Origin of the sequence: Streptomyces sp. 147326, from assembly GCF_045000215.1 — a bacterium.
Classification (GTDB): Bacteria; Actinomycetota; Actinomycetes; order Streptomycetales; family Streptomycetaceae; genus Streptomyces.
In genome coordinates this window covers 4,521,069-4,545,778 of the sequence record NZ_CP134201.1, presented here as the reverse complement: position 1 = coordinate 4,545,778, position 24,710 = coordinate 4,521,069, and the positions used below count along the sequence as shown (strand labels likewise).

General features: G+C 69.9%; 25 protein-coding genes and 1 riboswitch. Of the genes, 14 read left to right on the top strand and 11 right to left on the bottom strand.

The genetic code is table 11. The features are described 5' to 3' along the window. Positions 1 to 18: 18 nt before the first annotated feature. Both cydB and RIU97_RS20555 read right to left on the bottom strand, forming a co-directional pair. Complete coding sequence (gene cydB, locus RIU97_RS20560) at positions 19 to 1,020, bottom strand: cytochrome d ubiquinol oxidase subunit II (RefSeq protein WP_404958840.1); 1,002 nt, start codon at positions 1,018 to 1,020, stop codon at positions 19 to 21. Between the two features lie 18 nt (positions 1,021 to 1,038). Continuing rightward, a complete protein-coding gene (locus RIU97_RS20555) occupies positions 1,039 to 2,544 on the bottom strand; it encodes a cytochrome ubiquinol oxidase subunit I (RefSeq protein ID WP_404958838.1) in 1,506 nt (501 codons plus the stop codon). Positions 2,545 to 2,738: 194 nt separating this feature from the next. On the opposite strand from RIU97_RS20555, the gene RIU97_RS20550 reads away from it, so the two are divergent. Further along, entirely contained in the window at positions 2,739 to 3,107 is a 369-nt protein-coding gene (locus RIU97_RS20550) for a cyclophilin-like fold protein (RefSeq protein WP_404958836.1), read from the top strand. Positions 3,108 to 3,149: 42 nt separating this feature from the next. On the opposite strand, the gene hisC is transcribed toward RIU97_RS20550, so the two are convergent. Further along, positions 3,150 to 4,229 carry a histidinol-phosphate transaminase gene (gene hisC / locus RIU97_RS20545; RefSeq protein ID WP_404958834.1) on the bottom strand — a complete coding sequence of 360 codons (1,080 nt, stop codon included), beginning with the start codon at positions 4,227 to 4,229 and terminating at the stop codon, positions 3,150 to 3,152. Between the two features lie 361 nt (positions 4,230 to 4,590). On the opposite strand from hisC, the gene RIU97_RS20540 reads away from it, so the two are divergent. The 3 genes from RIU97_RS20540 to RIU97_RS20530 all read left to right on the top strand — a co-directional run bounded on the left by RIU97_RS20540 (position 4,591) and on the right by RIU97_RS20530 (position 8,116). Further along, positions 4,591 to 5,706, top strand: a complete 1,116-nt coding sequence (locus tag RIU97_RS20540) for a LacI family DNA-binding transcriptional regulator (protein ID WP_327414982.1) — start codon at positions 4,591 to 4,593, stop codon at positions 5,704 to 5,706. A gap of 215 nt (positions 5,707 to 5,921) precedes the next feature. Continuing rightward, on the top strand, positions 5,922 to 7,148 hold the full coding sequence (locus RIU97_RS20535) for a metallophosphoesterase (protein WP_404962889.1): 1,227 nt from the start codon (positions 5,922 to 5,924) through the stop codon (positions 7,146 to 7,148). A gap of 149 nt (positions 7,149 to 7,297) precedes the next feature. Next, positions 7,298 to 8,116, top strand: a complete 819-nt coding sequence (locus RIU97_RS20530) for a hypothetical protein (protein WP_404958832.1) — start codon at positions 7,298 to 7,300, stop codon at positions 8,114 to 8,116. Between the two features lie 24 nt (positions 8,117 to 8,140). On the opposite strand, the gene RIU97_RS20525 is transcribed toward RIU97_RS20530, so the two are convergent. Continuing rightward, entirely contained in the window at positions 8,141 to 8,875 is a 735-nt protein-coding gene (locus RIU97_RS20525) for a hypothetical protein (RefSeq protein WP_404958830.1), read from the bottom strand. Between the two features lie 352 nt (positions 8,876 to 9,227). Here RIU97_RS20525 and RIU97_RS20520 point away from each other — a divergent pair, with 352 nt between their 5' ends. Further along, the gene (locus RIU97_RS20520; protein ID WP_404958828.1) at positions 9,228 to 10,313 is read left to right on the top strand and encodes a glycosyltransferase; all 1,086 of its coding nucleotides are present in this window, start codon (positions 9,228 to 9,230) and stop codon (positions 10,311 to 10,313) included. Positions 10,314 to 10,379: 66 nt separating this feature from the next. Here RIU97_RS20520 and thiC read toward each other — a convergent pair whose 3' ends face one another. Next, entirely contained in the window at positions 10,380 to 12,167 is a 1,788-nt protein-coding gene (gene thiC, locus RIU97_RS20515) for a phosphomethylpyrimidine synthase ThiC (protein WP_404958826.1), read from the bottom strand. Next, positions 12,162 to 12,307, bottom strand: a riboswitch (TPP riboswitch). (Overlaps the previous gene by 6 nt.) Before the next feature lie 72 nt (positions 12,308 to 12,379). Here thiC and RIU97_RS20510 point away from each other — a divergent pair. Then, positions 12,380 to 13,807 (top strand): YibE/F family protein, encoded by a 1,428-nt coding sequence (locus tag RIU97_RS20510; RefSeq protein ID WP_404958824.1) that lies wholly within the window; start codon positions 12,380 to 12,382, stop codon positions 13,805 to 13,807. A gap of 67 nt (positions 13,808 to 13,874) precedes the next feature. Here RIU97_RS20510 and RIU97_RS20505 read toward each other — a convergent pair whose 3' ends face one another. The 4 genes from RIU97_RS20505 to RIU97_RS20490 all read right to left on the bottom strand — a co-directional run bounded on the left by RIU97_RS20505 (position 13,875) and on the right by RIU97_RS20490 (position 16,181). Next, positions 13,875 to 14,324 carry an SsgA family sporulation/cell division regulator gene (locus RIU97_RS20505; protein WP_404958822.1) on the bottom strand — a complete coding sequence of 150 codons (450 nt, stop codon included), beginning with the start codon at positions 14,322 to 14,324 and terminating at the stop codon, positions 13,875 to 13,877. 97 nt (positions 14,325 to 14,421) lie between these two features. Next, entirely contained in the window at positions 14,422 to 15,159 is a 738-nt protein-coding gene (locus tag RIU97_RS20500; RefSeq protein ID WP_404962888.1) for an IclR family transcriptional regulator, read from the bottom strand. 297 nt (positions 15,160 to 15,456) lie between these two features. Further along, on the bottom strand, positions 15,457 to 15,675 hold the full coding sequence (locus RIU97_RS20495; protein ID WP_327419328.1) for a DUF5326 family protein: 219 nt from the start codon (positions 15,673 to 15,675) through the stop codon (positions 15,457 to 15,459). Between the two features lie 188 nt (positions 15,676 to 15,863). Further along, positions 15,864 to 16,181, bottom strand: a complete 318-nt coding sequence (locus RIU97_RS20490) for a cupin domain-containing protein (protein WP_404958820.1) — start codon at positions 16,179 to 16,181, stop codon at positions 15,864 to 15,866. Positions 16,182 to 16,270: 89 nt separating this feature from the next. Here RIU97_RS20490 and RIU97_RS20485 point away from each other — a divergent pair, with 89 nt between their 5' ends. The 5 genes from RIU97_RS20485 to RIU97_RS20465 all read left to right on the top strand — a co-directional run bounded on the left by RIU97_RS20485 (position 16,271) and on the right by RIU97_RS20465 (position 19,936). Further along, entirely contained in the window at positions 16,271 to 16,651 is a 381-nt protein-coding gene (locus tag RIU97_RS20485) for a phage holin family protein (protein ID WP_404958818.1), read from the top strand. An 11-nt stretch (positions 16,652 to 16,662) separates the two neighbouring features. After that, entirely contained in the window at positions 16,663 to 17,160 is a 498-nt protein-coding gene (locus tag RIU97_RS20480; RefSeq protein WP_404958816.1) for a low molecular weight protein-tyrosine-phosphatase, read from the top strand. After that, positions 17,157 to 18,314, top strand: coding sequence for a cystathionine gamma-lyase (locus RIU97_RS20475; RefSeq protein ID WP_404958814.1), 1,158 nt, complete (start codon positions 17,157 to 17,159; stop codon positions 18,312 to 18,314). The genes RIU97_RS20480 and RIU97_RS20475 overlap by 4 nt, the downstream gene beginning before the upstream one ends. Before the next feature lie 176 nt (positions 18,315 to 18,490). Then, positions 18,491 to 19,396: a LysR family transcriptional regulator gene (locus tag RIU97_RS20470; protein ID WP_404958812.1), complete on the top strand. Its 906-nt coding sequence runs from the start codon at positions 18,491 to 18,493 to the stop codon at positions 19,394 to 19,396. Between the two features lie 60 nt (positions 19,397 to 19,456). Further along, the gene (locus tag RIU97_RS20465; protein WP_404958810.1) at positions 19,457 to 19,936 is read left to right on the top strand and encodes an NUDIX domain-containing protein; all 480 of its coding nucleotides are present in this window, start codon (positions 19,457 to 19,459) and stop codon (positions 19,934 to 19,936) included. Positions 19,937 to 19,970: 34 nt separating this feature from the next. Here the strand turns inward: RIU97_RS20465 and RIU97_RS20460 are convergent, their stop codons facing one another. Next, the gene (locus tag RIU97_RS20460) at positions 19,971 to 21,185 is read right to left on the bottom strand and encodes a globin domain-containing protein (protein ID WP_404958808.1); all 1,215 of its coding nucleotides are present in this window, start codon (positions 21,183 to 21,185) and stop codon (positions 19,971 to 19,973) included. Between the two features lie 121 nt (positions 21,186 to 21,306). Then, a complete protein-coding gene (locus tag RIU97_RS20455; RefSeq protein WP_404962887.1) occupies positions 21,307 to 21,957 on the bottom strand; it encodes an HAD family hydrolase in 651 nt (216 codons plus the stop codon). A gap of 142 nt (positions 21,958 to 22,099) precedes the next feature. Between RIU97_RS20455 and RIU97_RS20450 the strand changes: the two genes are divergently transcribed. From RIU97_RS20450 to RIU97_RS20440, 3 genes are read left to right on the top strand one after another with little or no spacing between them, the layout of a single operon-like run. Continuing rightward, positions 22,100 to 22,993 carry a GNAT family N-acetyltransferase gene (locus RIU97_RS20450; protein WP_404958806.1) on the top strand — a complete coding sequence of 298 codons (894 nt, stop codon included), beginning with the start codon at positions 22,100 to 22,102 and terminating at the stop codon, positions 22,991 to 22,993. A 17-nt stretch (positions 22,994 to 23,010) separates the two neighbouring features. Continuing rightward, positions 23,011 to 23,472 (top strand): GNAT family N-acetyltransferase, encoded by a 462-nt coding sequence (locus RIU97_RS20445; RefSeq protein WP_404958804.1) that lies wholly within the window; start codon positions 23,011 to 23,013, stop codon positions 23,470 to 23,472. Between the two features lie 57 nt (positions 23,473 to 23,529). Beyond that, positions 23,530 to 24,705, top strand: a complete 1,176-nt coding sequence (locus tag RIU97_RS20440) for a winged helix DNA-binding domain-containing protein (protein WP_404958802.1) — start codon at positions 23,530 to 23,532, stop codon at positions 24,703 to 24,705. Positions 24,706 to 24,710: the final 5 nt, after the last annotated feature.

The following is a 24,710-nucleotide window of genomic DNA, read 5'->3' as shown; positions in this document are numbered from 1 at the left end:
GCCGGGTCTCGCGGGAACTCAGTGCACGTCGACGATGTGCTGCGTACCGATCCGCTTGCGGAACACCCAGTACGTCCAGCCCTGGTAGAGGAGGACGAGCGGGGTGGCCACGGCCGCGCACCAGGTCATGATCTTCAAGGTGTACGGGCTGGACGAGGCGTTGGTGACCGTGAGGTTCCAGGCATCGTTCAGCGAGGACGGCATGACGTTCGGGAAGAGCGTCAGGAAGAGCATCGCGACGGCCGCCGCGATGGTGACCCCGGAGAGTGCGAACGACCAGCCCTCGCGGCCCTTCAGGTTGGTACCGAGCGCCCCGAGCAGTGCGAGCACGGCGACGGCCATCGCGATCAGGCTCTTGCCGTCGCCGCGGGAGACCTGGGTCCAGATCAGGAAGACCAGGGCCAGCACGGCGGTGACGACGCCCAGGCCGGTCGCCAGCTTCCGCGAGCGGTCCCGGATGTCACCGACCGTCTTGAGCGAGGTGAAGACCGCGCCGTGGAAGGTGAAGAGGGTGAGGGTGACCAGTCCGCCCAGGATCGAGTAGACGTTGAGCAGGTCGAAGAGGGTGCCGACGTACTCCATGTTCTCGTCGATCTTCACGCCCCGCACGATGTTGGCGAACGCCACGCCCCACAGGAACGCCGGGATCAGCGAGGTCCAGAAGATCGCGTGTTCCCAGTTGCTCTGCCACCGGTCCTCGGGGCGCTTGTGCCGGTACTCGAAGGCGACGCCGCGGATGATGAGGCAGACCAGGATGAGCAGCAGCGGCAGGTAGAAGCCGGAGAAGAGGGTGGCGTACCACTCGGGGAAGGCGGCGAAGGTCGCACCGCCCGCCGTGAGCAGCCAGACCTCGTTGCCGTCCCACACGGGCCCGATGGTGTTGATCAGGACCCGCTTCTCCGTACGGTCGCGGGCGAGCAGCTTGGTCAGTACGCCGACTCCGAAGTCGAAGCCCTCCAGGAAGAAGTAGCCGGTCCACAGGACGGCGATGAGTACGAACCAGACGTCGTGGAGTTGCATGGTGCGCTCTCCTCAGCCTCAGTACGAGAAGGCCATCGGCCGGTCGGGGTTCTTGTCGTCCCCGCCGATCTTGGTGGGCGGGTTGAGATCGGCCTCGGTGAGCTCGGGCGGTCCGGCCTTGACGTACTTGACGAGGAGCCTGACCTCGATGACGGCGAGCACCGCGTAGAGGAGGGTGAAGCCGATCATCGAGGTGAGCACCTCGGCCTGGGAGACGTTCGGCGAGACCGCGTCCCGGGTGCGCAGGACTCCGTAGACCACCCAGGGCTGGCGGCCCATCTCGGTGAAGATCCAGCCCCAGGAGTTGGCGATGAGCGGGAAGCCCATCGTCCAGAGCGCGACGATCCAGTACAGGTTCGCGAACTTCGGGCTCAGCGCCTTCTTGAAGAGGACCAGGTTCGGGACCTCGTCCTCCCCGGTCCGCAGGCCCGGCGGCAGCATGAACTTCTTGCGGGTCAGCCACAGGCCCAGCACGCCGATGCCGAGGGAGGCCATGCCGAAGCCGATCATCCAGCGGAAGCCCCAGTAGGCGACCGGGATGTTGGGCCGGTAGTCGCCGGGGCCGAACTTCTCCTGCTCCGCCTTGTTGACGTCGTTCATGCCCGGGACGAAGGAGGTGAAGTCGTCGTTGGCCAGGAAGGACAGCAGGCCGGGGATCTCTATCGCGACCTTGTTGTGGCCCTTGTCGACGTCCCCGTAGGCGAAGACGGAGAAGGGCGCCGGCGCCTCGCCGTCCCACAGCGCCTCGGCGGCCGCCATCTTCATGGGCTGCTGCTTGTACATGACCTTGCCGAGCAGGTCACCGCTGATCGCCGTGCCCATTCCGGCGATGATCATGACGATCAGGCCGAGGCGCAGCGAGCTCCGCATCACGGGGACGTGCTTCTTGCGCGCCAGGTGGAAGGCGGAGATGCCGGCCATGAAGGCGCCGCCGACGAGGAAGGCGGCCGTGATGGTGTGGAAGAACTGGGTGAGCGCGGTGTTCTGGGTGAGCACGAGCCAGAAGTCGGTGAGCTCGGCCCGGCCCCGCTCCTCGTTGATGCGGTACCCGACCGGGTGCTGCATCCAGGAATTGGCCGCCAGGATGAAGTAGGCGGAGAGGACGGTGCCCATGGACACCATCCAGATGCAGGCCAGGTGGATCTTCTTCGGCAGTTTGTCCCAGCCGAAGATCCACAGACCGATGAAGGTCGACTCGAAGAAGAATGCGATCAGCGCCTCGAAGGCCAGGGGAGCCCCGAAGACGTCGCCGACGAACCGCGAGTAGTCGGACCAGTTCATGCCGAACTGGAACTCCTGGACGATGCCGGTGACGACGCCCATCGCGATATTGATCAAGAAGAGCTTGCCCCAGAACTTCGTGGCCCTGAGGTACTTCTCCTTCTCGGTGCGCACCCATGCGGTCTGCAGGCCGGCCGTGAGCGCGGCGAGCGAGATCGTCAGGGGTACGAAGAGGAAGTGATAGACGGTGGTGATGCCGAACTGCCAACGCGCCAGAGTCTCCGGCGCCAAAGCCAGGTCCACGTCCTCGTCTCCTTCGCGTCGCCGTGGTCACCGCGGCAGCGGTCTGCCTGGTGTGCCCCACTCAATCCGGGAGAAAGCAGGACACGCTTGTGAACGCGTTCACATTCACAAGCATTATGTCGTACCGCTCTCGACAGCCTTCAGGCGGGGTACCCCTCTAGCCAATCCATTCAACAGATTGTTGAATGCGGCTCATGCAGATACGGATTTCCTGGCCCGCGGGCCAGCTCACCGCAACCCTTGACGAGACCCCGACCAGCAAGGCGCTGGCCGAGGCCCTTCCGATCTCCGCCTCCGCGAACACCTGGGGCGAGGAGGTCTACTTCGACACCGGCGTCTCGGTGGCCCTGGAACACGACGCCCAGCAGGTCGTCGAGCCGGGCACGGTCGCGTTCTGGACCGAGGGCGACGCGCTCGCGCTGCCCTACGGCCCCACGCCCATCTCGCGCGGAGGCGAGAGCCGCCTGGCGAGCCCGTGCAACGTGCTCGGCTCGTTCGACGGCGACCCCCGCCTGCTCTCCACCGTCCGCGAGGGCGATCCCATCCGCGTGGAACTGGCCTGACCGGCCGCGAAGGGGTCCGGCCGCCAGGACAACCACGGCCGCCTACAGCTCCTTGAAGAAGGCCTCCGCCGTGTGCAGGAAGAGGTCGTTCGCCTCGGTCTCACCGATCGTGACCCGCAGGCCCTCGCCCACGAAGGGCCGGACCACCACACCAGCCTTCTCGCAGGCCGCCGCGAACTCGGCGGTCCGCTCCCCCAGCCGCATCCACACGAAGTTCGCCTGGGTGTCCGGCACGGACCAGCCCTGGGCGAGCAGCGTCTCGTGCACCCGCGCACGCTCGCCCACCAGCGCCCCGACGCGGCCCATCAGCTCGTCCTCGGCGCGCAGCGAGGCCACCGCCGCGTCCTGCGCGAGCTGGCTGACGCCGAACGGCATCGCCGTCTTGCGCAGCGCCGCGGCCACCGGCTCGTGCGCGATGGCGAAGCCGACCCGCAGGCCGGCCAGGCCGTACGCCTTGGAGAACGTACGCAGCACGGCCACGTTCGGCCGGTCGCGGTAGAGCTCGACGCCGTCCGGGACGTCCGTGTCGCGCACGAACTCGCGGTACGCCTCGTCCAGGACCACCAGGACGTCCGAGGGCACCCGGTCCAGGAACCGCTCCAGCTCGGCGCGGCGCACGGCGGTACCGGTGGGGTTGTTCGGGTTGCAGACGAAGATCAGCCGGGTCCGGTCGGTGATCGCCGCCACCATGGCCTCCAGGTCGTGCACGTCCCCGTCGGTCAGCGGGACCTGCACCGAGGTCGCGCCCGAGATCTGCGTGAGGATCGGGTACGCCTCGAAGGAGCGCCAGGCGTAGATCACCTCGTCGCCCGGACCGGCCGCCGCCTGGATCAGGGACTGGGCCACGCCCACCGAGCCGGTGCCCGTGGCGATGTGCTCGACGGGCACGCCGAAGCGCTCGGCGAGCTCGTTCACGAGGCCGGTGCAGGCCATGTCGGGGTACCGGTTGAAGCTGCCGGCCGCCGAGACCGCGGTCTCCAGCACCCCCGGCAGCGGCGGGTACGGGTTCTCGTTCGACGACAGCTTGTACGCGACGGGCCCTCCCGCGGCAGCCGGCTTCCCGGGCTTGTACGTCGGAATGCCGTCCAGCTCGGCGCGCAGCTTCGGGCTCTTCTCGCTCACCGCAGGTCCTCCTCGACCGTCCCGTCCGACGTCGCCGTCGACTCAATACTGCTCACCTTATGAGGATTCCGCCGTTCCGAGAATGGGGGCGCCTGGAATGCGGGGGAGCGCGCGCATATATGCGCGCGCCGGTGGCCTGCGCCGTGGCGCGCATCCCTCGTGCAGGTGAGTTGAGTCCGTCCCGAGACCACACCGTTTTGGCATGCCCGGACCCGCCGACAAGCTCCACCCCTACTCTCAGCGATCAAATGCCTTCATTTCCAAGGTCATTGGGGGTGGCGAACCATGCAGAATCGTGCCTGTCAACGCGTGCATATGCACCCGGACCACCCACCCCACCGAGCCCTACTATCGGCTCGCCATGACAGCAGCAGGGAAGCATCAGGTGAGCCGGACCGAGACCACCCGGCGGGCCGCCGGCCGACAGGGCCGGGCCGGCATCAGGGACGTGGCCGCCGCGGCCGGCGTCTCCATCACAACCGTCTCCGACGCGCTCAATGGCAAGGGACGGCTGCCCGACGCCACCCGCCGCCACGTTCGCGAGGTGGCCGACCGGCTGGGCTACCGCCCGTCGGCCGCCGCCCGCACCCTCCGTACCGGCAAGTCGGGCCTCATCGGCCTGACCGTGACGACGTACGGGGATGAACCTTTCACCTTCACCGAATTCGCCTACTTCGCCGAGATGGCCAGGGCCGCCACCTCCGCCGCGCTCGCCCGCGGCTACGCCCTCGTCATCCTCCCCGCCACCTCCCGCCACGACGTGTGGTCCAACGTCGCCCTCGACGGCACCGTCGTCATCGACCCCTCCGACCACGATCCCGTCGTCACCGAACTGGTCCGCCAAGGTCTGCCCGTGGTCTCCGACGGCCGCCCCGCAGGCTCCCTCCCCGTCACCGCCTGGGTCGACAACGACCACGAGGCCGCCGTACTCGGCCTGCTCGACCACCTCGCCGCCGCCGGCGCCCGCCGGATCGGGCTGCTGACCGGCACCACCACCGACACGTACACCCGGCTCTCCACCACCGCCTACCTCAACTGGTGCGAGCGCGTCGGCCAGGACCCCGTCTACGAGTCCTACCCCGCCCACGACCCGTGCGCGGGCGCCGTCGCCGCCGACCGGCTCCTCGCCCGACCCGACCGGCCCGACGCCGTCTACGGGCTCTTCGACCCCAACGGCACCGACCTGCTCGCCGCCGCCCGGCGCTACGGCCTGCGCGTCCCCGAGGACCTGCTGCTCGTGTGCTGCAGCGAGTCCACCGTCTACGCCAACACCGAACCGCCCATCACCACGCTCTCCCTCAAACCGCGCCGCATCGGCACCGCCGTCGTACAGCTGCTCATCGACGCGATCGAGGGAGTGGACACCGGACGCCCCGTCGAACAGGTCGTCCCGACCGAGCTCATCATCCGTACGTCGTCGCAGCGCAGGCAGCCGCGCACGACCGTCAGCCCACCCCGTTCCCCGGCCAAGGACTGACCGCCAGACCGTCCGGTCGGGCTGCCGACGACCCGGCTGAGTATTTCAGCAACACCTATATCGGTAGAAAGCGGTAGGAACGATCGGCTCCGCAAAGGATTCACCACCCCTGGTGCGTCACAGAGCGCGAGCCGCATTCCTATGATGGGCGCACGACATCACGGACCCTCCTCCCCGGAGGTCAGGAGGGTCCGCAGGTGTACGGCAGCGCGACGGTGGTGGAGGGGTCGATGACTCAGGGGGCCGGTCAGGGACCCGCGATGCGGACGGACACGCTGCGGGACTTCCGGGTTCCAGTCACCGAACCCGCCGCGTACGCCGTATCCGCCGGGCATCCCGGCGAGGCTCCCGTCTACGGCGAGTACCCGGCGTACTACGGCGACGGCACGCCGGCGGTGCCCCCGCAGCCCGGCTACGCACCGGCGCCGGCCGCACCGCCCGCCGCGCCGCCGGCCTCGCATCCCGTGCACGCGACGAGCCACACCCCCGAGGACGACGACTTCGAGGGCTACACCCCGACCCACCGCGACCTGCCGATCATCGGCCGCGGTGCCCTCGGCGGCCCCGGCGACACCGTGCAGGTCCAGTACGTCCCGCAGGAGGCCGCGGCCGACGGTCCCGGCCCGCTCTACGTCGTCGGCGACGTCCACGGCTACCTCGACGAGCTCGTCACCGAACTCCACGCCCAGGGCCTCATCGACGCGGAGCGCCGCTGGTCCGCCGGCAACGCCCGGCTCTGGTTCCTCGGCGACTTCACCGACCGCGGCCCCGACGGCATCGGCGTCATCGACCTCGTCATGCGGCTGTCCGCCGAGGCCGCGGCCGCCGGCGGCTACTGCAAGGCCCTGATGGGCAACCACGAGCTGCTGCTCATCGGTGCCAAGCGGTTCGGCGACACGCCCGTCGTCTCCGGCGCCGGCACCGCCACCTTCCAGGCCGCGTGGCTCCTCAACGGCGGCCAGCGCTCCGACATGGAGCGCCTGCAGGACGTGCACCTGCAGTGGATGTCGCGGCTGGACGCGGCCGTCCTGGAGGAGGGCCACCTGCTCCTGCACTCCGACACCACGGCCTACCTCGACTACGGCGACTCCATCGAGGACGTCAACGACACCATCCACGAGCTCCTCAACCGGGGCGACGCCGACATCACCTGGGACCTCTTCCGCAAGTTCACCAAGCGGTTCGCCTTCCGCGACGAGGGGACCGGCCCGCAGGCCGTACGCGAACTGCTGGACACCTACGGCGGCAGCCGCGTCGTGCACGGGCACAGCCCCATCCCGTACCTGCTCGGCGAGGTGGGCACCGAGGACGGGGACGAGACGCGCGGCCCGGAGGCCGTGGACGGCCCGCACGTGTACGCGGAAGGGCTCGCCATCGCGATGGACGGCGGGGTGACGATGGCGGGCAAGCTGCTTGTCGTACAGCTCCCCTTGAACGACTGAGGTTTGTCACCACGGGGGTATTTCCGCAAAGCCCCTGTCAACCTGTGGCGTGGGCGCTCTACCATCGCTCTATCCGTAGCAGGCTCTCCTCCGTTTGTGCCGGCGCCCCGTTCTACGCGGGGATACCGGCTTCTACGGAGCATCGGGGGATGCACATGACCAGCGCTCCGCACCTGCTGACCGAAGACCGGCCGGAGTTCGACCGTCTCCTCGACGAGGCGCTGCGCACCGCGAACGAACGGCCCGAGCTCGCCACCCTCGGCGAACGGCTGAACGCCGAACAGCTGCGCACCATGGCCCAGGGGGCCAGCGCGCTGCTGGCTGCCGCGGCCGCCGCCGAGTACGGCCACTACGTGAAGGTCCGCGAGGAACGACGCGACGAGGCGCTGTCCATACCCGGCACCACGGGGGACGAGGACGGCGGGGAGGGCACGGGCGGCGGCGCGGGAGCCAGCGCCGTGGTCGCGGTCCTCGCGCCCGTCCTGGCGGGCACCGCCATGCTGATCTTCCTGCTCGTCGGCTACAGCCTCAAGCTGATCGAGCCCGAACCCGCCTTCGCCGAGACCATGCTGACGGCGGGCTGGCTGTTCGGCGCGCTCACCGTGGCGGCGCTGCTCTTCGCCGTGATCGGGCTGCTGGTGACCGCCGTCCGCAACAGCGCGACCGAAGTGGTGGCGAACGAGACCGAGACCGTACCCGACGAGGTGGCGCGGGCGCGTGAGGCCTGGCGGCACGCGCTGCTGGAGCGGGGCATCATGCCGTTCCTGCGGGACGCGCTGGCCGATCCGAGTGCGGGGCCGGGCTTCCCGACCCCCAGAACGCCGGCGGCCGGGCGCATCCCCAACCTGGGATACACCCGGCCCGACTTCACCAGCCCGGGATCCCCCTCGGAGGGACCCCGGCCCGGCTACTCACCTCCGGACTTCACGAGCCCGGACTTCGGCGGCCCGGAGAACCGGCCGGAGTAACCTCCGACCGACCGGCCTCGCGCCCTACTTCATCTGCTTCGGCAGGTGGTGGGGGTCGACGGGACGGACCGGCGAGGTGATGGCCCCTCGGCGGACGTCCGGGTCGTTCGCGTCGGGCTGGTCGAGCACCGGCGTCCAGGCACCGTTGCACACGAGTTGGGTCGGATCCTGCCCGTTGCCCGGATCCACGTCGCAGAAGGTCTGGTAGATGACACCACCCTCGTCGGTGCCCTGTGTCACCACCTGGACCACGACGTCGTTGCCCTGCTGCGCGACGGAGACGGCGCAGGCATCCTCCGGATAGCTGCCGTCGGCGTTCAGGGTGAGGTCGTACCAGGTGTACTCACCGACCGTGTTGCCCGTGAGATCGCGGACCCCGACGTAGGTGTTGGTGTCCCCCGGGATCACCGCCGTGAACTCGCGGCTGCCCTGGTCCCGGACGGAGTCGATGGACCGGCAGAGGGCCGGACCCGTGGCACCCGTCGCGCCGGGAGCACCATCGTTCCCCGGGGCACCCGTCGCACCGGTCGCACCTGTGGCGCCCGTGGCACCTGTGGCGCCCGTGGCGCCCTGCTGGCAGTCGTCGTGATCGCCGCCGCGGGGGCCGGCTTCGCCGCGCTCCTCCTCCGGCTCACGGTTGGGCTTCCTGTGCGGCCTGCAGTCGTCCCCGCCGCCTGTGGGGCTCGCGGCCTTGACCGTCGCGGCCACCTCCATGCTCTGGGCCGTGGCGAACGCCGGGCTGGAGATTCCCACCATCACCAGGGCAAGTGAGGCAAGGGTTCCACCCTTCAGCCAGCTGCTCCGTCTGGGCAACGGACCAAGGACTGACCTGGTTCTGTTCTCGGGACTCATTTACGCCGCTCCTTTGCGAAACCGGATCGAACGATGCGCGACGGGCCCGGTCGGGCCGCCTCAGTCATCGTGGGTATCGCGGTCGCAAGCGGCCGGTCGCCGGGCGGGAAAGTCATCTTGTCGGACTAACAGTCCACCCCCAATGGCCGTTCGAGCTTCCTTGCAGGGCACTACCCGGGTCCCTACCGTCGCCTCACAGCCATCTTCAACTTCGTCACCACAGTGGACGGGGCCCTTGAAAACAAAAGTCTGCCTGAACATGATCGTCAAGAACGAGGCTTCCGTGATCCGGCGCTGTCTCGAGTCGGTGCGCCCTTTGATCGATACATGGGTGATCGTGGACACGGGCTCGACCGACGGCACCCAGGACATCATCCGGGAATTCTTCAGCGATCTGCCCGGCGTCCTGCACGAGCGGCCCTGGAAGGGATTCGACGGCAGCCGCAGCGAGGCCATCGACCTCGCCCGCTCCAGCGCGGACTACCTGCTCTTCATCGACGCCGACGACGTGATGGAGGTGCAGCCCGGCTTTCGCATGCCGGACCTCACCCTCGATTCGTACCGCCTCGCCGTGCATCACGAGCCCGTCATCCACTGGCGGCCCGCTCTCGTCTCCACCCGATTGCCCTGGAAGTACGTAGGCGTACTCCACGAGTACCTCGATTGCGAGGTCCGTTACACCCACGGGGTGCTCGAAGGCGTCAATATCCTCATCGTCGGCGGCGGGTCACGCCTCGGGGAGGGGGGCGAGCGGGAGAAGTACCTGCGCGACGCGGGGATTCTCGAACAAGGGCTGGCCAAGGAACCGGACAATACCCGCTACGCCTTTTACCTGGCCCAGAGCTGGCGCGACGCGGGAGAAGCGGAGAAGTCCCTCGCCGCCTACGACCACCGGGCGGGCATGGGCGGTTTCGCCGAGGAATCCTTCTGCGCCCGGCTCTACGCGGCACGGATCGCGGCGCGTCTCAAGAGGCCGTCGGCCGAGGTCATGGACCGCTTCCTCCGGGCGCACGAGAGCCGTCCCTCACGCGTGGAGGCGCTCGGCAGTCTCGCCCGTCTCTGCCGCAACGAAAACCGCTGGCCGCTGGCGTACATGTTCGCCCGGCAGGCGGTCCGGATCCCCCGCCCGGACGACACGCTGTTCGTCGAGTTCGACTGGCACGAGTGGCGCGCCCTCGACGAGCTCGCCGTGGCCGCCTACTGGGTCGGCGAGTACCAGGAGTCGCTGGAATGCTGCGAACTGCTCCTCGCGGGGGACGCCCTTCCCGACGATCAGCGCGACCGGGTCCGGGCCAACCTCGACTTCGCCCGGCGCAAGGTGGACCCGTACCTCGTGGTCGCCTGACGAGTGCGAGCCGAGCGGCGGAGGCCCGGACGGGAGCCTGCGCCGCTCACACGGACCGTTGAGGGGTCAGTCGGCCAGCGGCAGGTAGACGCGGTTGCCCGAGGCCGCGAACTCGGCGGACTTCTCCGCCATGCCCGCCTGGATCTCATCGGCCTTCAGGTCGCCGCCGTGCTCGCGGCGGATGTCCTGCGAGATCTTCATCGAGCAGAACTTCGGGCCGCACATGGAGCAGAAGTGCGCGGTCTTGGCCGGCTCGGCGGGAAGGGTCTCGTCGTGGAACTCGCGGGCCGTGTCCGGGTCGAGGGCCAGGTTGAACTGGTCCTCCCAGCGGAACTCGAACCGCGCGTCCGACAGGGCGTCGTCCCACTCCTGGGCGCCGGGGTGTCCCTTGGCCAGGTCGGCGGCGTGCGCCGCGATCTTGTACGTGATGACGCCGGTCTTCACGTCGTCGCGGTTGGGCAGGCCCAGGTGCTCCTTGGGCGTGACGTAGCAGAGCATCGCGGTGCCCCACCAGGCGATCATCGCGGCGCCGATGCCCGAGGTGATGTGGTCGTACGCGGGCGCGACGTCCGTGGTCAGCGGGCCGAGCGTGTAGAACGGCGCCTCCTCGCAGATCTCCTGCTGGAGGTCGATGTTCTCCTTGATCTTGTGCATCGGGACGTGGCCCGGGCCCTCGATCATGGTCTGGACGTTGTGGCGCTTGGCGATCGTGTTCAGCTCGCCCAGCGTCTTCAGCTCCGCGAACTGCGCGGCGTCGTTGGCGTCCGCGATGGAGCCGGGGCGCAGGCCGTCGCCCAGCGAGTACGTGACGTCGTACGTCGCGAGGATGTCGCAGAGCTCCTCGAAGTTCGTGTAGAGGAAGTTCTCCTTGTGGTGCGCGAGGCACCACGCGGCCATGATCGAGCCACCGCGCGAGACGATGCCGGTCTTGCGGCGGGCGGTCAGAGGCACGTAGGGCAGCAGCACGCCGGCGTGGACCGTCATGTAGTCGACGCCCTGCTCGGCCTGCTCGATGACCGTGTCCTTGTAGATCTCCCAGGTCAGGTCCTCGGCGCGGCCGTCGACCTTCTCCAGCGCCTGGTAGAGCGGCACGGTGCCGATCGGGACGGGGGAGTTGCGCAGCACCCACTCGCGGGTGGTGTGGATGTTGCGGCCCGTCGAGAGGTCCATGACCGTGTCGGCGCCCCACTTGGTCGCCCAGGTCATCTTGTCGACCTCCTCCTCGATGGAGGAGGTGACCGCGGAGTTGCCGATGTTGGCGTTGACCTTCACCAGGAACCGCTTGCCGATGATCATCGGCTCGATCTCGGGGTGGTTCACGTTCGCCGGAAGCACTGCGCGACCTGCGGCGATCTCCTCGCGGACGACCTCGGGAGAGACGTTCTCGCGGATCGCGACGTACTCCATCTCCGGGGTGATCTCGCCCCGGCGGGCGTACGCGAGCTGCGTGACGGCCTGGCCGCCGCGGCCGCGGCGGGGCTGGCGCGGGCGGCCCGGGAAGACCGCGTCGAGGTTCTTGAGGCCACCGCGCGGCGAGGTGTGCTTGATGCCGTCGTCCTCGGGGCGCACGGGACGGCCCGCGTACTCCTCGGTGTCGCCGCGGCCGATGATCCAGTTCTCGCGCAGCGGGGCGAGGCCCCGGCGTACGTCGGTCTCGATCTGCGGGTCGGTGTACGGACCGGACGTGTCGTAGAGCGTCACGTCCTTGCCGTTGGTGAGGTGGACCTGGCGGACCGGCACCCGGATGTCGGGGCGGGAGCCCGCCACGTAGCCCTTGTGCCAGCCGGGCTGGCGCTCGGTCCGGCCGTCGGCGTCCTGGCTGACGGCAGGCGTGCGTGCGTCCTGAATGGTCATGAGACCTGATCTCCCTACGCCGGCATTACCCGGTAACAGGTTCGGCGGTCGACGCAGCCTCTTCCCGTACGCATCCGTGATGCGCGTACGGTGATCAGCGTCCTCTCAGCCCGGTGCTCCGAGCTCCCGCGTTGTGCAAAGTAGCCCCCACGCTAGCGTCATCCATGGCGTGCTGAACAGTGGGCCCCCTCATCTCTTGCGATGATCTGCTGGTGACGTTCTCGCCGCAGCCCCCCACCGAGCCCACAGAGCCCCATGGCCACAACGGCCACGAGCACCACGGCCCGGGACACTCCGCCGGGCACTCGTCCGATCCCTCCGCCGGCCCCTCCGGCGGTCATTCCCATGGCCACGGTCACAGCCACGGGCACGGCCCGGCGGCCCCCGTATCGAAGCACCTGCGCAAGGTCATCGCGGCCGTACTGATCCCCTTCGCCACCGCCGTCTTCATCGGCATGGTGGTGCTCTGGCCGGGCGGAGCCCCCGCCCACGAGCGCACGGGGGTGGGCTTCGACCGGCAGACCCAGCAGGGCAAGGTCGTCTCCCTCGAACACGTCGACTGCAAATCGGTGAACGCGGCACAGGTACCGCCGACCGCGGACCCCTCCACCCCCGAGGGCCGTGAGGCCCAGGCCGCGCAGACCGGCGAGTGCAAGAAGGCCACCGTCGAGATCGGCACCGGCCCGGACAAGGGCCGCACCTTCGTGGAGATCGTCCAGCCGGGTGCGCCACGGCAGTTGACGGACGGCCAGGAGGTGGTCGTGGCCTACGCGCCCGACGCCCCCCGCGACCTCCAGTACTCGGTGATCGACGTGAACCGCAAGATCCCGCTGGCGGTGCTGGCCGGCATCTTCGCGGTCGCGGTCGTCCTCGTCGGGCGGATGCGCGGGCTGTTCGCACTGATCGCGCTGATCGTCAGCTTCGGCGTGCTGACGCTCTTCATCCTCCCGGCCATCCTGCAGGGTTCGAACCCCCTCGTCGTCGCGGTGATCGGGGCGAGCGCCATCATGCTGATCGCGCTCTACATGTGCCACGGCCTGACCGCCCGCACCTCGGTCGCCGTCCTCGGCACCCTCGTCTCGCTGGTGCTGATCGGTCTGCTGGGCTCGGTGTTCATCGGCTGGGCGTCCCTCACCGGCAACACGGACGACAACACCGGGCTGATCCACGGGCTGTACCCGGACATCGACATGAGCGGTCTGCTGCTCGCAAGCGTGATCATCGGATCGCTGGGCGTGCTCGACGACGTGACGGTCACCCAGACCTCGGCGGTCTGGGAACTGCACCAGGCGGACCCCTCGATGGGGTCGCGCGCCCTCTACCGGGCGGCCATCAGGATCGGCCGCGACCACATCGCGTCGGTGGTCAACACGCTGGTGCTGGCCTACGCGGGTGCCGCACTGCCCCTGCTCCTGCTGTTCTCGATCGCGAACAGCAGCATGGGCTCGGTGGCCAACAGCGAGCTGGTCGCGGTGGAGATCGTACGGACCCTCGTGGGCTCGATCGGACTGGTGGCCTCGGTCCCCGTGACGACGGCGCTGGCCTCGCTGGTGGTTTCCGCGGACCGGCCGGGATCCCCGGACGTCGCGCCGGCCGCGGGGCCGGTCCGCGGCGGCCGGGGCCGGCGGCGCAAGCGCTGAAGGGGTCTTCCCCAGGGGGTTCCCGAGGGGATGGGCGGGCGGGCGCGGGTGAGCGTGAGCTCGTGCGTCAGCCGGCGTTCTGCTCGTTCTGCTTCGACTCCGACAGGATCTTGCCGAGCGCCTCGTCGAGGTTCTCCTCGAAGTCGCCCAGGTTCCGCTCCTGTCCGAGCGGAACGATCCGGTCGGTGCGGTCGAGGAACGCGACGAGCGGAGCCGCGCTGGCGCGGAACAGGGCCCGGTCGCCGCCGACCTGCAGCCGGATGTGGACGTCGGACAGCTCCTCCGGATCGGTGGGGGCGATGTGCACGTCGCCGTCACCGCACGGCTTGTTGATGCCGTCGAGGAGGAGCTCCCGGCCGAACGCCCAGGTCACGGGCGCGTCTCCGGGAAGGTGGAAGGTCAGGCGGACTGCGTAGGGATCACGGGCGTCGTACCGGAGTTCCACCGGAATCCTGAACGAGAGCTCCTCGGAAACGAGGAAACTCATCATGACCTCTGCCTGTACCGACTCGCGCATTGCCTACCCCGCTGTAGTGGAAGTGGCCAGGAATGATCCCCCAGGCTCCTCTTGACAAGAGTGGTGGAAGCGCTAGCAGATCACAAGGAGTGAGTTTTCAGATACTGATAGAGAACGAGAGGGTGCTCAACAGCGCGCCTACTTCACTCCGTAGTCGATTGACTACATAGCGCAATCGATCTTCCTGGTGCAGGGGGAGAGAAATCGCCATGGTTGCGGCGGTATCGCCCGCCGTGATGGGGATGGCCGCACAGACCGTGCCGAGGGCATATTCCTGGCGTTCGGTTACTGGCTGCATTCGCCCGAGGGCCCCGATCCGGTGCTCGAGCGACCGGAGATCCCGCACGGTATAAGCGGTGATCGGCTCGACCGGATATCGGTCGTAATGGTCCTTGCGCGTTTTCTCGTCGAGTTGTCCGAGCAGGCACTGCCCGATGGCGTGCGCATGTCCGGTCTCACGGAAGTCGGCCCACTCCTCGCAGGCCGGGCTGGTCTGGGTGTCCGAAACTCCCACGACCTCGATCTCACCCTCGCGGTAGACCGCGAAGTAGACGGGGGCCCCGACCGCGTCGCGGAAGTGCGCGAGGGAGTCGAGGATCATGCTGCGACGTTTCTGCTGGAGTCCCCCACCGGCGAGCCGACCCGCGGCGTCGCCGAGGACGAAGACACCGCCCTCCCTGCGCAGATAGCCCTCGTGGGTGAGGGTGCGCAGCAGGTGGTACGCGGTGGGAAGCGGGAGCCCGGCCTCGCGCGCGAGCTGTTTCGCCGGGGCTCCCTGACTATGGGCCCCCACTGCTTCGAGCAGTCTCAGCGCCCTCTGGACCGAGCCGATCAGCGTCGGCACACCGGCGTTGTGAAGCGGAGACAAAGCTCACCCCCAGGCGTGGCGGCGGGCCTTCGGGGAGGCCCGCCCTGCGGGGGCCGCCCCCGCGCATGCCGTGTCTCCTGGGGGTCGTACTCGGCGGCTCGTTAGCATCACCGCAGGTCAGAGCGGCAGTACCGGCTTTCGATGCCCCGGGACCGGCGCAGAATGCCACTCTATCCGCCGATTCCGGGGGTGTGAGCGGTTTAGTGCCTCACGTTCCCTCACCTGGCTCAATCCCGGACCCGCCGGGCTCGTCCCCGCCGCGTTCTACCAGTCGCCGGAGGACGACTTCGTACGGCCGCCACCGACCTTCTTCACGACGAACACCAAGCCGGCGACGAGGCCGACGAAGAGGAGCACCTTGAAGACGACCCCGATCAGCACGGTCAGGATGCTGGTGATCACACCGCCGAACACGAACAGCGCCAGCAGCGGAACGGCGACCCACTTAACCCACCAGGGCATGCCTGCGAATGTCTCTCGGATGCCGTCCATGTCCTCGACCTCTTCCTCGTCCTTGACTTCCTGCTCTCGATGCTAGGAGTCCACGGCCCCGAATCGGGGCCCGCGAGCCCCCGGACTCCCCTGACCCGCCCCTTAGGGGAATCCGGACTCCGACCCTCAGCCGCCCGGTGCGCCCGGCTTCCCGCCCGGCTCCCCGCTCAGCTCGCCGCTCAGCTCTCCGGCGGGGAGAAGACCACCATCACCTTCAAGTCCTCCGTGATGTGGTGGAACTTGTGCGGGACGCCCGCCGGCACGTAGACGACACTGCCGCGCGCCACGTTGGTCGTCTCCTCCCCGACGGTGATCGAGGCGCGCCCGCTCACGACGAAGTACACCTCGTCCTGGCGGTGGGGCTGCTGCGGATCGACCTGCCCGGCGTCGAGCGCGTACAGCCCGACGGACATGTTCCGCTCGCGCAGGAACTGCAGATAGGCGCCGTCGTTGGCGGCCCGCTCCGCTTCGAGCTCGTCAAGCCGGAAGGCTTTCATCGTGGTTGTGCCCCTTGTGCTCGGTAGCGCCGTCGCATCCGCTGATCTGCGGATGTCCCACCGGGATCTTCTCTGCCACGATCAGACACATGATGAATTTCGTAGTCAAGACGCTCGCCAACGCGGCGGCCCTGGCCGTCGCCATCTGGCTGCTCGCCGGCATCACCCTCGACGACGGCAGCAGTCTGGGCCGCCGGACGCTCACCCTGATCCTGGTCGCCCTGGTCTTCGGCCTGGTGAACCTGATCGTCAAGCCGTTGGTGAAGCTGCTCTCGCTGCCGCTGTTCGTCCTCACCCTGGGCCTGTTCACCCTCGTCGTGAACGCCCTGATGCTGCTCCTGACCTCGTGGCTGGCCTCGCAGCTCGACCTCAGCTTCCACGTCGACGGCTTCTGGACCGCGGTCCTCGGCGGCCTGATCATCTCCATCGTCTCCTGGGCCGTGAACATGGTCCTGCCCGACAAGAACTGAACGGGACGCCCATGACGCCCATCTACCGCGTCTGCTTCGTCTGCACGGGCAACATATGCCGCTCCCCCATGGCCGAGTCCGTCTTCCGTGCCCACGTGGCGCGGGCCGGCCTCGAAGACCTGGTCGAGGTGGACAGCGCCGGCACCGGCGGCTGGCACGAGGGCGACGGCGCCGACGCGCGCACCGTCTCCGTCCTGGAAGCCGCGGGCTACGAGCAGGACCACCGGGCCCGGCAGTTCCGCTCCTCCTGGTTCGCCCGCCTGGACCTCGTCATCGCGCTCGACGCGGGACACCTGCGGGACCTGCGGGCACTCGCACCCACCCCGCAGGACGCCGCCAAGATCCGGCTGCTGCGGTCCTACGACCCGGCCGCGGCCGCTGAGACCGACGTACCGGATCCCTACTACGGGTCCCTCGACGGGTTCGAGGAGTGCCTGGAGCTGGTCGAGGCGGCCAGCCCGGGTCTGCTGGACGCCGTACGCGAGGCCGTGAAGGAGCACACCGCGTGAACGAGTACGCCCCCGAAAGAACCGCCGAGGCGATCGGCGACGGCACCCGAGCCGTCCGCGCCGGACTGCCGGAGCCCGTGAAGAACGAGCCGACCCTGCCCGGACCGGTCTTCGCCGCCCACTTCCACCTCCCGGGCGACGTCGAAGGCCCGTACGCCTACGGCCGCGACACCAACCCCACCTGGACCCTGCTGGAGCGGGCGATCGGGGAACTGGAGGCCCCCGGCGAGGAGGTGCACACCATCGTCTTCGCCTCCGGCATGGCGGCGGTCTCCGCCGTCCTCCTCTCCCAGGCGCGCACCGGCGACACCGTGGTCCTGCCCGACGACGGCTACCAGGCGCTGCCCCTGCTGCGGGAGCAGCTGGAGGCGTACGGGATCCACGTGCGCACCGCCCCGACCGGGGACGACGCCCAGCTCGCGGTCCTCGACGGAGCCCGGCTGCTGTGGATCGAGACCCCGTCCAACCCCGGGCTCGACGTGTGCGACGTACGGCGCCTCGCGGACGCGGCGCACGCCGGCGGGACCCTGGTCGCCGTCGACAACACCCTCGCCACCCCGCTCGGGCAGCGGCCCCTGGAGCTCGGGGCGGACTTCTCCGTCGCGAGCGGCACCAAGGGCCTCACCGGCCACGGCGACCTGCTGCTCGGGTACGTGGTCTGCCGCGACCCGGAGCTCGCCGCCGGCGTCCGGCGCTGGCGCAAGATCGTCGGCGCGATCCCGGGCCCGATGGAGGCCTGGCTCGCCCACCGCTCCCTGGCCACGATCCAGCTGCGCGCGCACCGGCAGTGGGCCAACGCGCTGGCCGTCGCCGAGGCGCTGACCGGCCGCCCGCACGTGACCGGGCTGCGCTACCCGGGCCTGGCCGCGGACCCCTCGCACAAGACGGCCGCCCGCCAGATGCGGGGCTTCGGCTCGGTGGTCTCCTTCACCCTGCCCGACCGTGCCCACGCGGAACGCTTCATGGCCGCTCTGCACCTGGTCGAGGACGCCACGAGTTTCGGTGGAGTGCGGTCCACCGCCGAGCGGCGCGGACGGTGGGGCGGCGACGCCGTGCCGGAGGGCTTCATCCGCTTCTCCGCCGGGGCCGAGGACACCGAGGACCTGGTCGCGGACGTCCTGCGCGCCCTCGACCTCGCAGGCCGCGCCGGCTGAGCAGCGCCCTGGGACGACGGTCCGAGCCTCCCCCCTCGTGGCTCGGACCGCCCGGGTTCCGCGCGCGAGGAACCACGCGACAAGGCTAATTGACCCTGCGTCAGAGTCCAATCACGGTAACGACAGGGGCCTATCGGCATATTTATAGTTGAAGGCCCCCACCGAGAGGTGCCGCGATGGACCTGGCCCTGCTGCGCACCTTCGTCGCCGTTCACCGGGCCGGCTCGTTCACCCGCGCCGCCGCCCTCCTGGGCCTGTCCCAGCCCGCCGTGACCTCGCAGATCCGCACCCTGGAACGCCAGTTGGGGCGGCCCCTCTTCCACCGCCGGGCCCGCGGTGTCACCCCCACCGCCGTCGGCGACGAACTCGCCCACCAGGCCGCCCCGCACCTCGACGCGCTGCTGCGGATCACCGAGACCGGGCGGGAGGCCGCCGGTGCGTTGCGCACCCTCCACGTCGCCGGGCCACCCGAGTTCCTGTGCCTGCGCGTGCTGCCCGCCCTGGCACCCCTCGTCGGTCAGGGCCACACCCTGCGCGCCGCCCTGGAGACCGGCGCCGAAGCGGCCCTCGACGGGCTGGCCGCCGGTCACCACGACCTCGTCGTCACCACCGCACAGCCGCGCGGCGGGCTCTTCACCGCCACCGCCCTGTGCGACGAGGAGCAGGTGCTGGTGGCCGCGCCCTACTGGGCCGCGCTCGTCGCCACGGAGCGCCTGTGCGAAGAGGGTCCGGCCGCTCTCGACGGCATCCCGGTCGTGGAGGTCCACGAGACGCTGCCGCTCGTCACCCGGTACTGGGCCGCCGTCTTCGACACCCTTCCCGATGCCCGGTCCCTGGCCGCCACCGTGGTGGCGCCCGACCTGCGGGCCGTACTGGAATGCGTCGGGGCCGGCGCCGGGCTCGCCGTCCTGCCCCGCTACCTGTGCCAGGAGGCCCTCGACAGCGGCCGGATCGTGGCCCTGGCCGAGCCCTCCGTACCGCCCTTGCGCACCTGGTTCCTGGTCGTGCGGACCGGGAGCCTCGCCCTCGCCCACCTCGCGCGGGCGCACGACCGGCTGGTGGACGCCGCCGTGCACTGGTGAGCCCTTCTTTTGCGGCCCGTGGCGCGTTTCAGAAGGGGAGCGGTGGGCCACTCTTCTCCCATGACCGAACGTCCCGTGGTCAAACGCACCGCCCGCGCGATCCTGCTCGACGGTGACGACCTGATCCTCATCAAACGCACCAAGCCCGGCGTCGATCCGTACTGGCTCACCCCCGGCGGGGGCGTGGAGTCCTCGGACGCCACCGTCGTCGACGCCCTCCACCGAGAGGTCCACGAAGAACTCGGCGCGAAGATCACCGATGTGGTGCCCTGCTTCGTCGACACCGTCGAGCACATCGCCGACAGGGGGGTGACCGGCGTGAAGGTGCAGCACTTCTTCGTCTGCCACCTCGAGTCGATGGACCCGAGCCTGCGGCACGGCCCCGAAATCGACGAACCCGAGGGCGAGTACGAGATCGTCCGCGTGCCCTTCAGCCGCGTGGGGATCGCCGCCGTCCATCTCGTACCGCTGTCCCTGCGGCACTACCTCGACGGCAACATCGAGGGCGTACGGGCCATGCACGCTCCCGACCTGGGCTGAGCCCGGACTGGGACCGGCGGGCTGCCCGCCGGTCTCAGCCGGGGATGCCCACCAGTTCCTCCACCGCGTCGTGGCGGATCCGCTCGCCGGGGATGCCGATCCGAAGGAGCTCGTCCACCCCGCTCCGGATCATCGCGGGCGGCCCCGAGATGAAGGCGTCGTACGAACTCCACGGCCCGTGTTCACCGACGGCCTGCGGGAGTTGACCGGCCAGCCCGTCGCCCACCACCGGGCGCACCGACAGCCACGGATGTGAGCGCTGCAGCCCGAGCAGCGTGTCCTTGTCGTACAGATCGTTGTCGCTGCGCGCCCCGAAGAACACCTCCACCGGCCGCCGCTCGCCGTGCTCGGCCACGTCCTCGATCAGCGCCTTGATCGGGGCGATGCCGGTGCCGCCGCCCAGACACAGCATCCCGTTGTCCGTGGTGTGGTCCACCACCATCGACCCGGCCGGCGGTCCGAGGCGCAGCACGTCCCCCGGGCGGGCGTGGCGCACCAGCGCGTTGGAGACCCAGCCCGCGGGGACGGCTTTGACGTGGAACGACAGCAGCCCGTCGGCGCGCGGCGCCGAGGCGAAGGAGTAGTGCCGCCACACCCGGGGCCACCACGGCGTCTCCAGGCTCGCGTACTGGCCGGCCAGGAAGGCGTACGGCTGGTCGGGGCGGACCGTCAGCACCGCGATGTCGGGAGTGCGCAGATCGTGGGAGACCACCTCCGCGTGCCACCACGCCGGTGCCTTCACCTCGTCCTCGGCCGCCGCGTCGATCATGATCTGGGAGATCGCGGTGTACGCCCGCACCCACGCGGCCTCGGTCTCCGGCCCCCAGCTCACCACCGCGTACCGGGCCAGCGCCCCGACGAGGGCCTCGCCGACCACCGGATAGTGGCCGGCCATCGTGCCGTACTTGCGGTGCCCCGTGCCCAGTCGGCGCAGGTAGGGCACGAGTACCTCGGGATTGTCGATGTGCTCGGCGGCGGTCAGCAGTGCTTTCAGCAGCCGGTCGCGCTGCGCGTCCATGGCGGCGGGGAACATCCCCCGCACTTCCGGGTGGCCGGTGAACACCAGAGCGTAGAAGTAGGAGGTCACCTTGTCGGCTATGGGGGCGACCTCCGCGAGGCTCCGTCGGATGAGGACGGCATCCGGTGAGGGCTCTGCCGTACCACCACCGCCCTCGGCCGGTATCCGGGCCGTATCGCGTCTGGCCGATCTGGTGGGCGGAGCGTCCATGCGGTGCCTCGCTTCGAGCATCTCGGTCGGTCTGCACGCGCCACGGTCTGTGAATCCGTGGTTCCGGGTTTCACAGCGTGCCAGCCGACTCAGAGGCCGGTGGGGAAATGCGGAAAATCCGCGTTTCGAACCCACTTTCCTCCTAAGATGCCTGAACTCCCGGGCGTGCCACCCCTACGAGCTGATATGCGTCCCGCAGGTCCCGGCCCTCGTAGACATGGGTCGCGCGCTCCGCCAGATAGGGCCGCGCGTTGACCGCCACCGACACCGGCACCACCTCGAAGAGCACCGAGTCGGTCACCGAATCCCCGTACGCGACGCAGTCGCCCCGGCTCACACCGAACTGCTCGCACAGCCGGTCCGCCACGGTGACCTTGCCCTCAGGCGTGAGGATCCCGGCGGCTTCCACCGGCCGGGTGAACGGCACCTCCGGGAAGACCGAACCGTGCGCGGCGTGCGCGCCCCACTCCAGCAGCAGCTCCACGAAGAAGGACGGCGACAGGGAGATCACCGCGCAGTAGTCCCCGCGCTCCCGGATCTCCTGCCAGACGTCCCGGATTCCCGCGAGCCAGGGGGACCCGTCGAACGCCGCCCGGACATGCGCGGGCGTGAGCTCGGCCCAGAGTGCGTGGGCAGCCATCGAGAACTGGTGCGGCCCGATCTCACGCGCGCCGAAGGCCCGTTCCAGCTCGGCGATCTCGGCGCTCAGGCCGAGTTGGCGGGAGATCTCGACCGGCGCGGCCGAGCCGTACATCAGCGTGCCGTCGAGGTCGAAGAGGTGCAGGCGGGTCATAGCCATCGAGATTAGTGGGTTCGTTTCACGTGAAACAGCGTTTTCACCGGGGGCACCTCCCAGCGAGGCGGCCGTGTTTCACGTGAAACATCTCCCCCCAAATCCTCTGGACGGCTCCCGGTCCATGATCCAGTCTGAGGCGGTGACACCACCACACATCACCGATCTGCCGATCCGGACGCTGGCCGTGGACGATCTCCACCGCTGCGCCGACCTGTCCGAAGATCGCGGCTGGCTCCGCGAGGACCACAAGTGGGGACTGCTCCTCGCTGCCGGAACGGGGTACGGCGTCGACGCCCCGGACGGCCGGGGACTCGCGGCGGCGTGCATCGTCACCAACTACGGCCACACCGGTGCCGGCCCGGAGCTCGCCGCCATCGGCATGGTCCTCGTGGCCGCGCGCTACGCCCGACAGGGCCTCGGCCGGCGCCTGATGACCCACGTCTGCGACGACGTGCTCAAGGGTGTCCCCCTCACCCTGCACGCCACTCCGTACGGCCGCCCCCTCTATGAAGAGCTCGGTTTCAAGACCACGGGCCGAGCCGAGATGCTGAAGGGCACCTTCCGGCCCGAAGGCACCTCCGGCGCCCACGGCACCACCCGGGTCCGGCCGGCCACCGCCGCGGACCTCCCTCACATCCTGCGTCTGGACGCCGAGGTCTTCGGCACCGACCGCACGCACATGATCACCAGGCTGCCCGCCTTCGCCGACCGGCTGCTCGTCGCCGAGGACAGCGGCGGAGACTGCACCCTCACCGGCTACGCGGCCGCCTGGCCCAATATGGACACCCATGTCATCGGCCCGCTGATCGCCAAGGACACCGGCACCGCCCAGTCGCTGGTCACCGCACTCGCCACGGGTACGGACCGGGCGCTGCGCACCGATGTCGACGTACGGCACGAGGAGCTCCTCGCCTGGCTCAAGGACCGCGGTCTCGAATCGGTGGCCTTCAACGCCGTCATGACCCGAGACCTCCCCGGCCTGCCCGGCGACTGGACCCGCCGCTGGGCTCCGCTCACCGTGGCCGCGGGCTGAGAGAGGAAGCACGTCTCATGACCGACACCCCCGAGTTGGCCATCCGGCCCGCGACCGAAGCCGATCTGCCGGCCATCGTCGCCATGCTGGCCGACGACCCGCTGGGCGCCACCCGTGAGTCCCCGGAGGACCTCGCCCCGTACCGTGCGGCGCTCGCGCGACTCGCCGACGACCCGAACCAGCACCTGGTCGTCGCCGTCCGCGGGGACCGTGTCGTGGGCACCCTCCAGCTGACCATCGTCCCGGGGCTCTCCCGCAAGGGAGCCACCCGCTCCCTCATCGAGGGCGTCCGTGTCCACGCGGACGAGCGCGGGGGCGGGCTGGGCACCCGGTTCATCGAATGGGCCGTGGAGAAGTCCCGTGCCGAGAACTGCAGCCTCGTGCAGCTGACCTCGGACGTGACCCGGACCGACGCCCACCGCTTCTACGAGCGGCTCGGATTCACCGCGTCCCACGTCGGGTTCAAGCTGCAGCTCTGAGCGCCCCGACCGGCAGGCCGGGCCACCGTATCGGCGGCCCGGCCTACGATCGGAAGGATGAGCCCCAGCCTCCCCCTCGTCACCACCGCCGAGCGCCGCCACCGGCTCGGCCGACGGCACCGCCTCGCGCCCTCGGCCCGCGCCGCCACGGTGGCGGAGGTGGCGGACTCCGTCGTCGCCCTGCACGCCACCGACGCCGCGACGGTCTTCCTCTCCGCCCGGGCCCGGCTCGCCGAAGGCGGCCCCGGTGTGGTCGAGCGGGCGCTCTACGAGGACGTCGGCCTCGTGCGGCTGCTCAGCATGCGCAACACGCTCTTCGCGGTCTCCAGGGAACTCGCCCCCTACGTCGACGCCTCGACCGCCCGGGCCATCGCCGTGAAGGAGCGCCGCACGCTCCTCAAGCACCTCGACGAGGACGGCCAAGGGCTCGACGCGGAGTGGCTGGCCCGGGCGGAGGCCGCCGCGCTCGAGGCCCTCGACGTCCACGGACCGGCCACCGGAAGCCAGTTGTCGGCCGCCGTGCCCGCCCTGCGCCAGAAGATCACCATCGGCCGGGGCAAGAAGTACGAGACGGAGACCGGTGTCGCGACCCGCGTCATCCGGCTGCTGGCCGCCGACGGCAGGATCCGGCGCGACCGGCCGCGCGGGTCGTGGACCTCCAGCCAGTACCGCTGGGTCCACACCGAGCCGTGGCCCGCGGTACCCGCCCTCGAGGCCCGCGCGGAGATCGCCCGCCGCTGGCTCCGTGCCTACGGCCCCGCCACCGAGGCCGACCTCAAGTGGTGGACCGGCTGGACCCTCACGGACGTCCGCAAGGCACTCGCCGCCGTGGGTCCGGACCAGGTCCGCCTCGAGGACGGCAGCACCGCCCTCGTCGGCCCCGGGGACACTGTGCCCGAACCGGCCCCGGAGCCCTGGGCCGCGCTGCTGCCCGGCCTCGACCCCACCGCCATGGGCTGGGCCGACCGCGGTTTCCACCTCGATCCCGCCCACAAGCCCGCGCTCTTCGACTACGCCGGCAACATCGGGCCCACCGTGTGGTGGAACGGCGAGATCGTCGGCGGCTGGGCCCAGCGCGCGGACGGCGAGATCGTCTGGAGGCTGCTGAGCGGCCCCGGGCGCGCCGCCGAGGAGGCGATCACCGCCGAGGCCGACCGCCTCGCCGCATGGGTCGGCGACGCCCGCATCACCCCGCGCTTCCGCACCCCGCTGGACCGCGAACTCGTCGCCTGAGCCCC

Bases quoted from the DNA above. Each gene is read 5' to 3' on its own strand.
- cydB (WP_404958840.1), bottom strand. From the start codon at position 1,020: ATGCAACTCCACGACGTCTGGTTCGTACTCATCGCCGTCCTGTGGACC.
- RIU97_RS20540 (WP_327414982.1), top strand. From the start codon at position 4,591: ATGACAGCAGCAGGGAAGCATCAGGTGAGCCGGACCGAGACCACCCGG.
- RIU97_RS20505 (WP_404958822.1), bottom strand. From the start codon at position 14,324: ATGCGCGAGTCGGTACAGGCAGAGGTCATGATGAGTTTCCTCGTTTCC.
- RIU97_RS20520 (WP_404958828.1), top strand. From the start codon at position 9,228: ATGATCGTCAAGAACGAGGCTTCCGTGATCCGGCGCTGTCTCGAGTCG.
- RIU97_RS20480 (WP_404958816.1), top strand. From the start codon at position 16,663: ATGACGCCCATCTACCGCGTCTGCTTCGTCTGCACGGGCAACATATGC.
- RIU97_RS20530 (WP_404958832.1), top strand. From the start codon at position 7,298: ATGCACATGACCAGCGCTCCGCACCTGCTGACCGAAGACCGGCCGGAG.
- RIU97_RS20470 (WP_404958812.1), top strand. From the start codon at position 18,491: ATGGACCTGGCCCTGCTGCGCACCTTCGTCGCCGTTCACCGGGCCGGC.
- RIU97_RS20460 (WP_404958808.1), bottom strand. From the start codon at position 21,185: ATGCTCGAAGCGAGGCACCGCATGGACGCTCCGCCCACCAGATCGGCC.
- RIU97_RS20490 (WP_404958820.1), bottom strand. From the start codon at position 16,181: ATGAAAGCCTTCCGGCTTGACGAGCTCGAAGCGGAGCGGGCCGCCAAC.
- thiC (WP_404958826.1), bottom strand. From the start codon at position 12,167: ATGACCATTCAGGACGCACGCACGCCTGCCGTCAGCCAGGACGCCGAC.
- RIU97_RS20485 (WP_404958818.1), top strand. From the start codon at position 16,271: ATGATGAATTTCGTAGTCAAGACGCTCGCCAACGCGGCGGCCCTGGCC.
- RIU97_RS20550 (WP_404958836.1), top strand. From the start codon at position 2,739: ATGCAGATACGGATTTCCTGGCCCGCGGGCCAGCTCACCGCAACCCTT.
- RIU97_RS20455 (WP_404962887.1), bottom strand. From the start codon at position 21,957: ATGACCCGCCTGCACCTCTTCGACCTCGACGGCACGCTGATGTACGGC.
- RIU97_RS20440 (WP_404958802.1), top strand. From the start codon at position 23,530: ATGAGCCCCAGCCTCCCCCTCGTCACCACCGCCGAGCGCCGCCACCGG.
- RIU97_RS20465 (WP_404958810.1), top strand. From the start codon at position 19,457: ATGACCGAACGTCCCGTGGTCAAACGCACCGCCCGCGCGATCCTGCTC.
- RIU97_RS20445 (WP_404958804.1), top strand. From the start codon at position 23,011: ATGACCGACACCCCCGAGTTGGCCATCCGGCCCGCGACCGAAGCCGAT.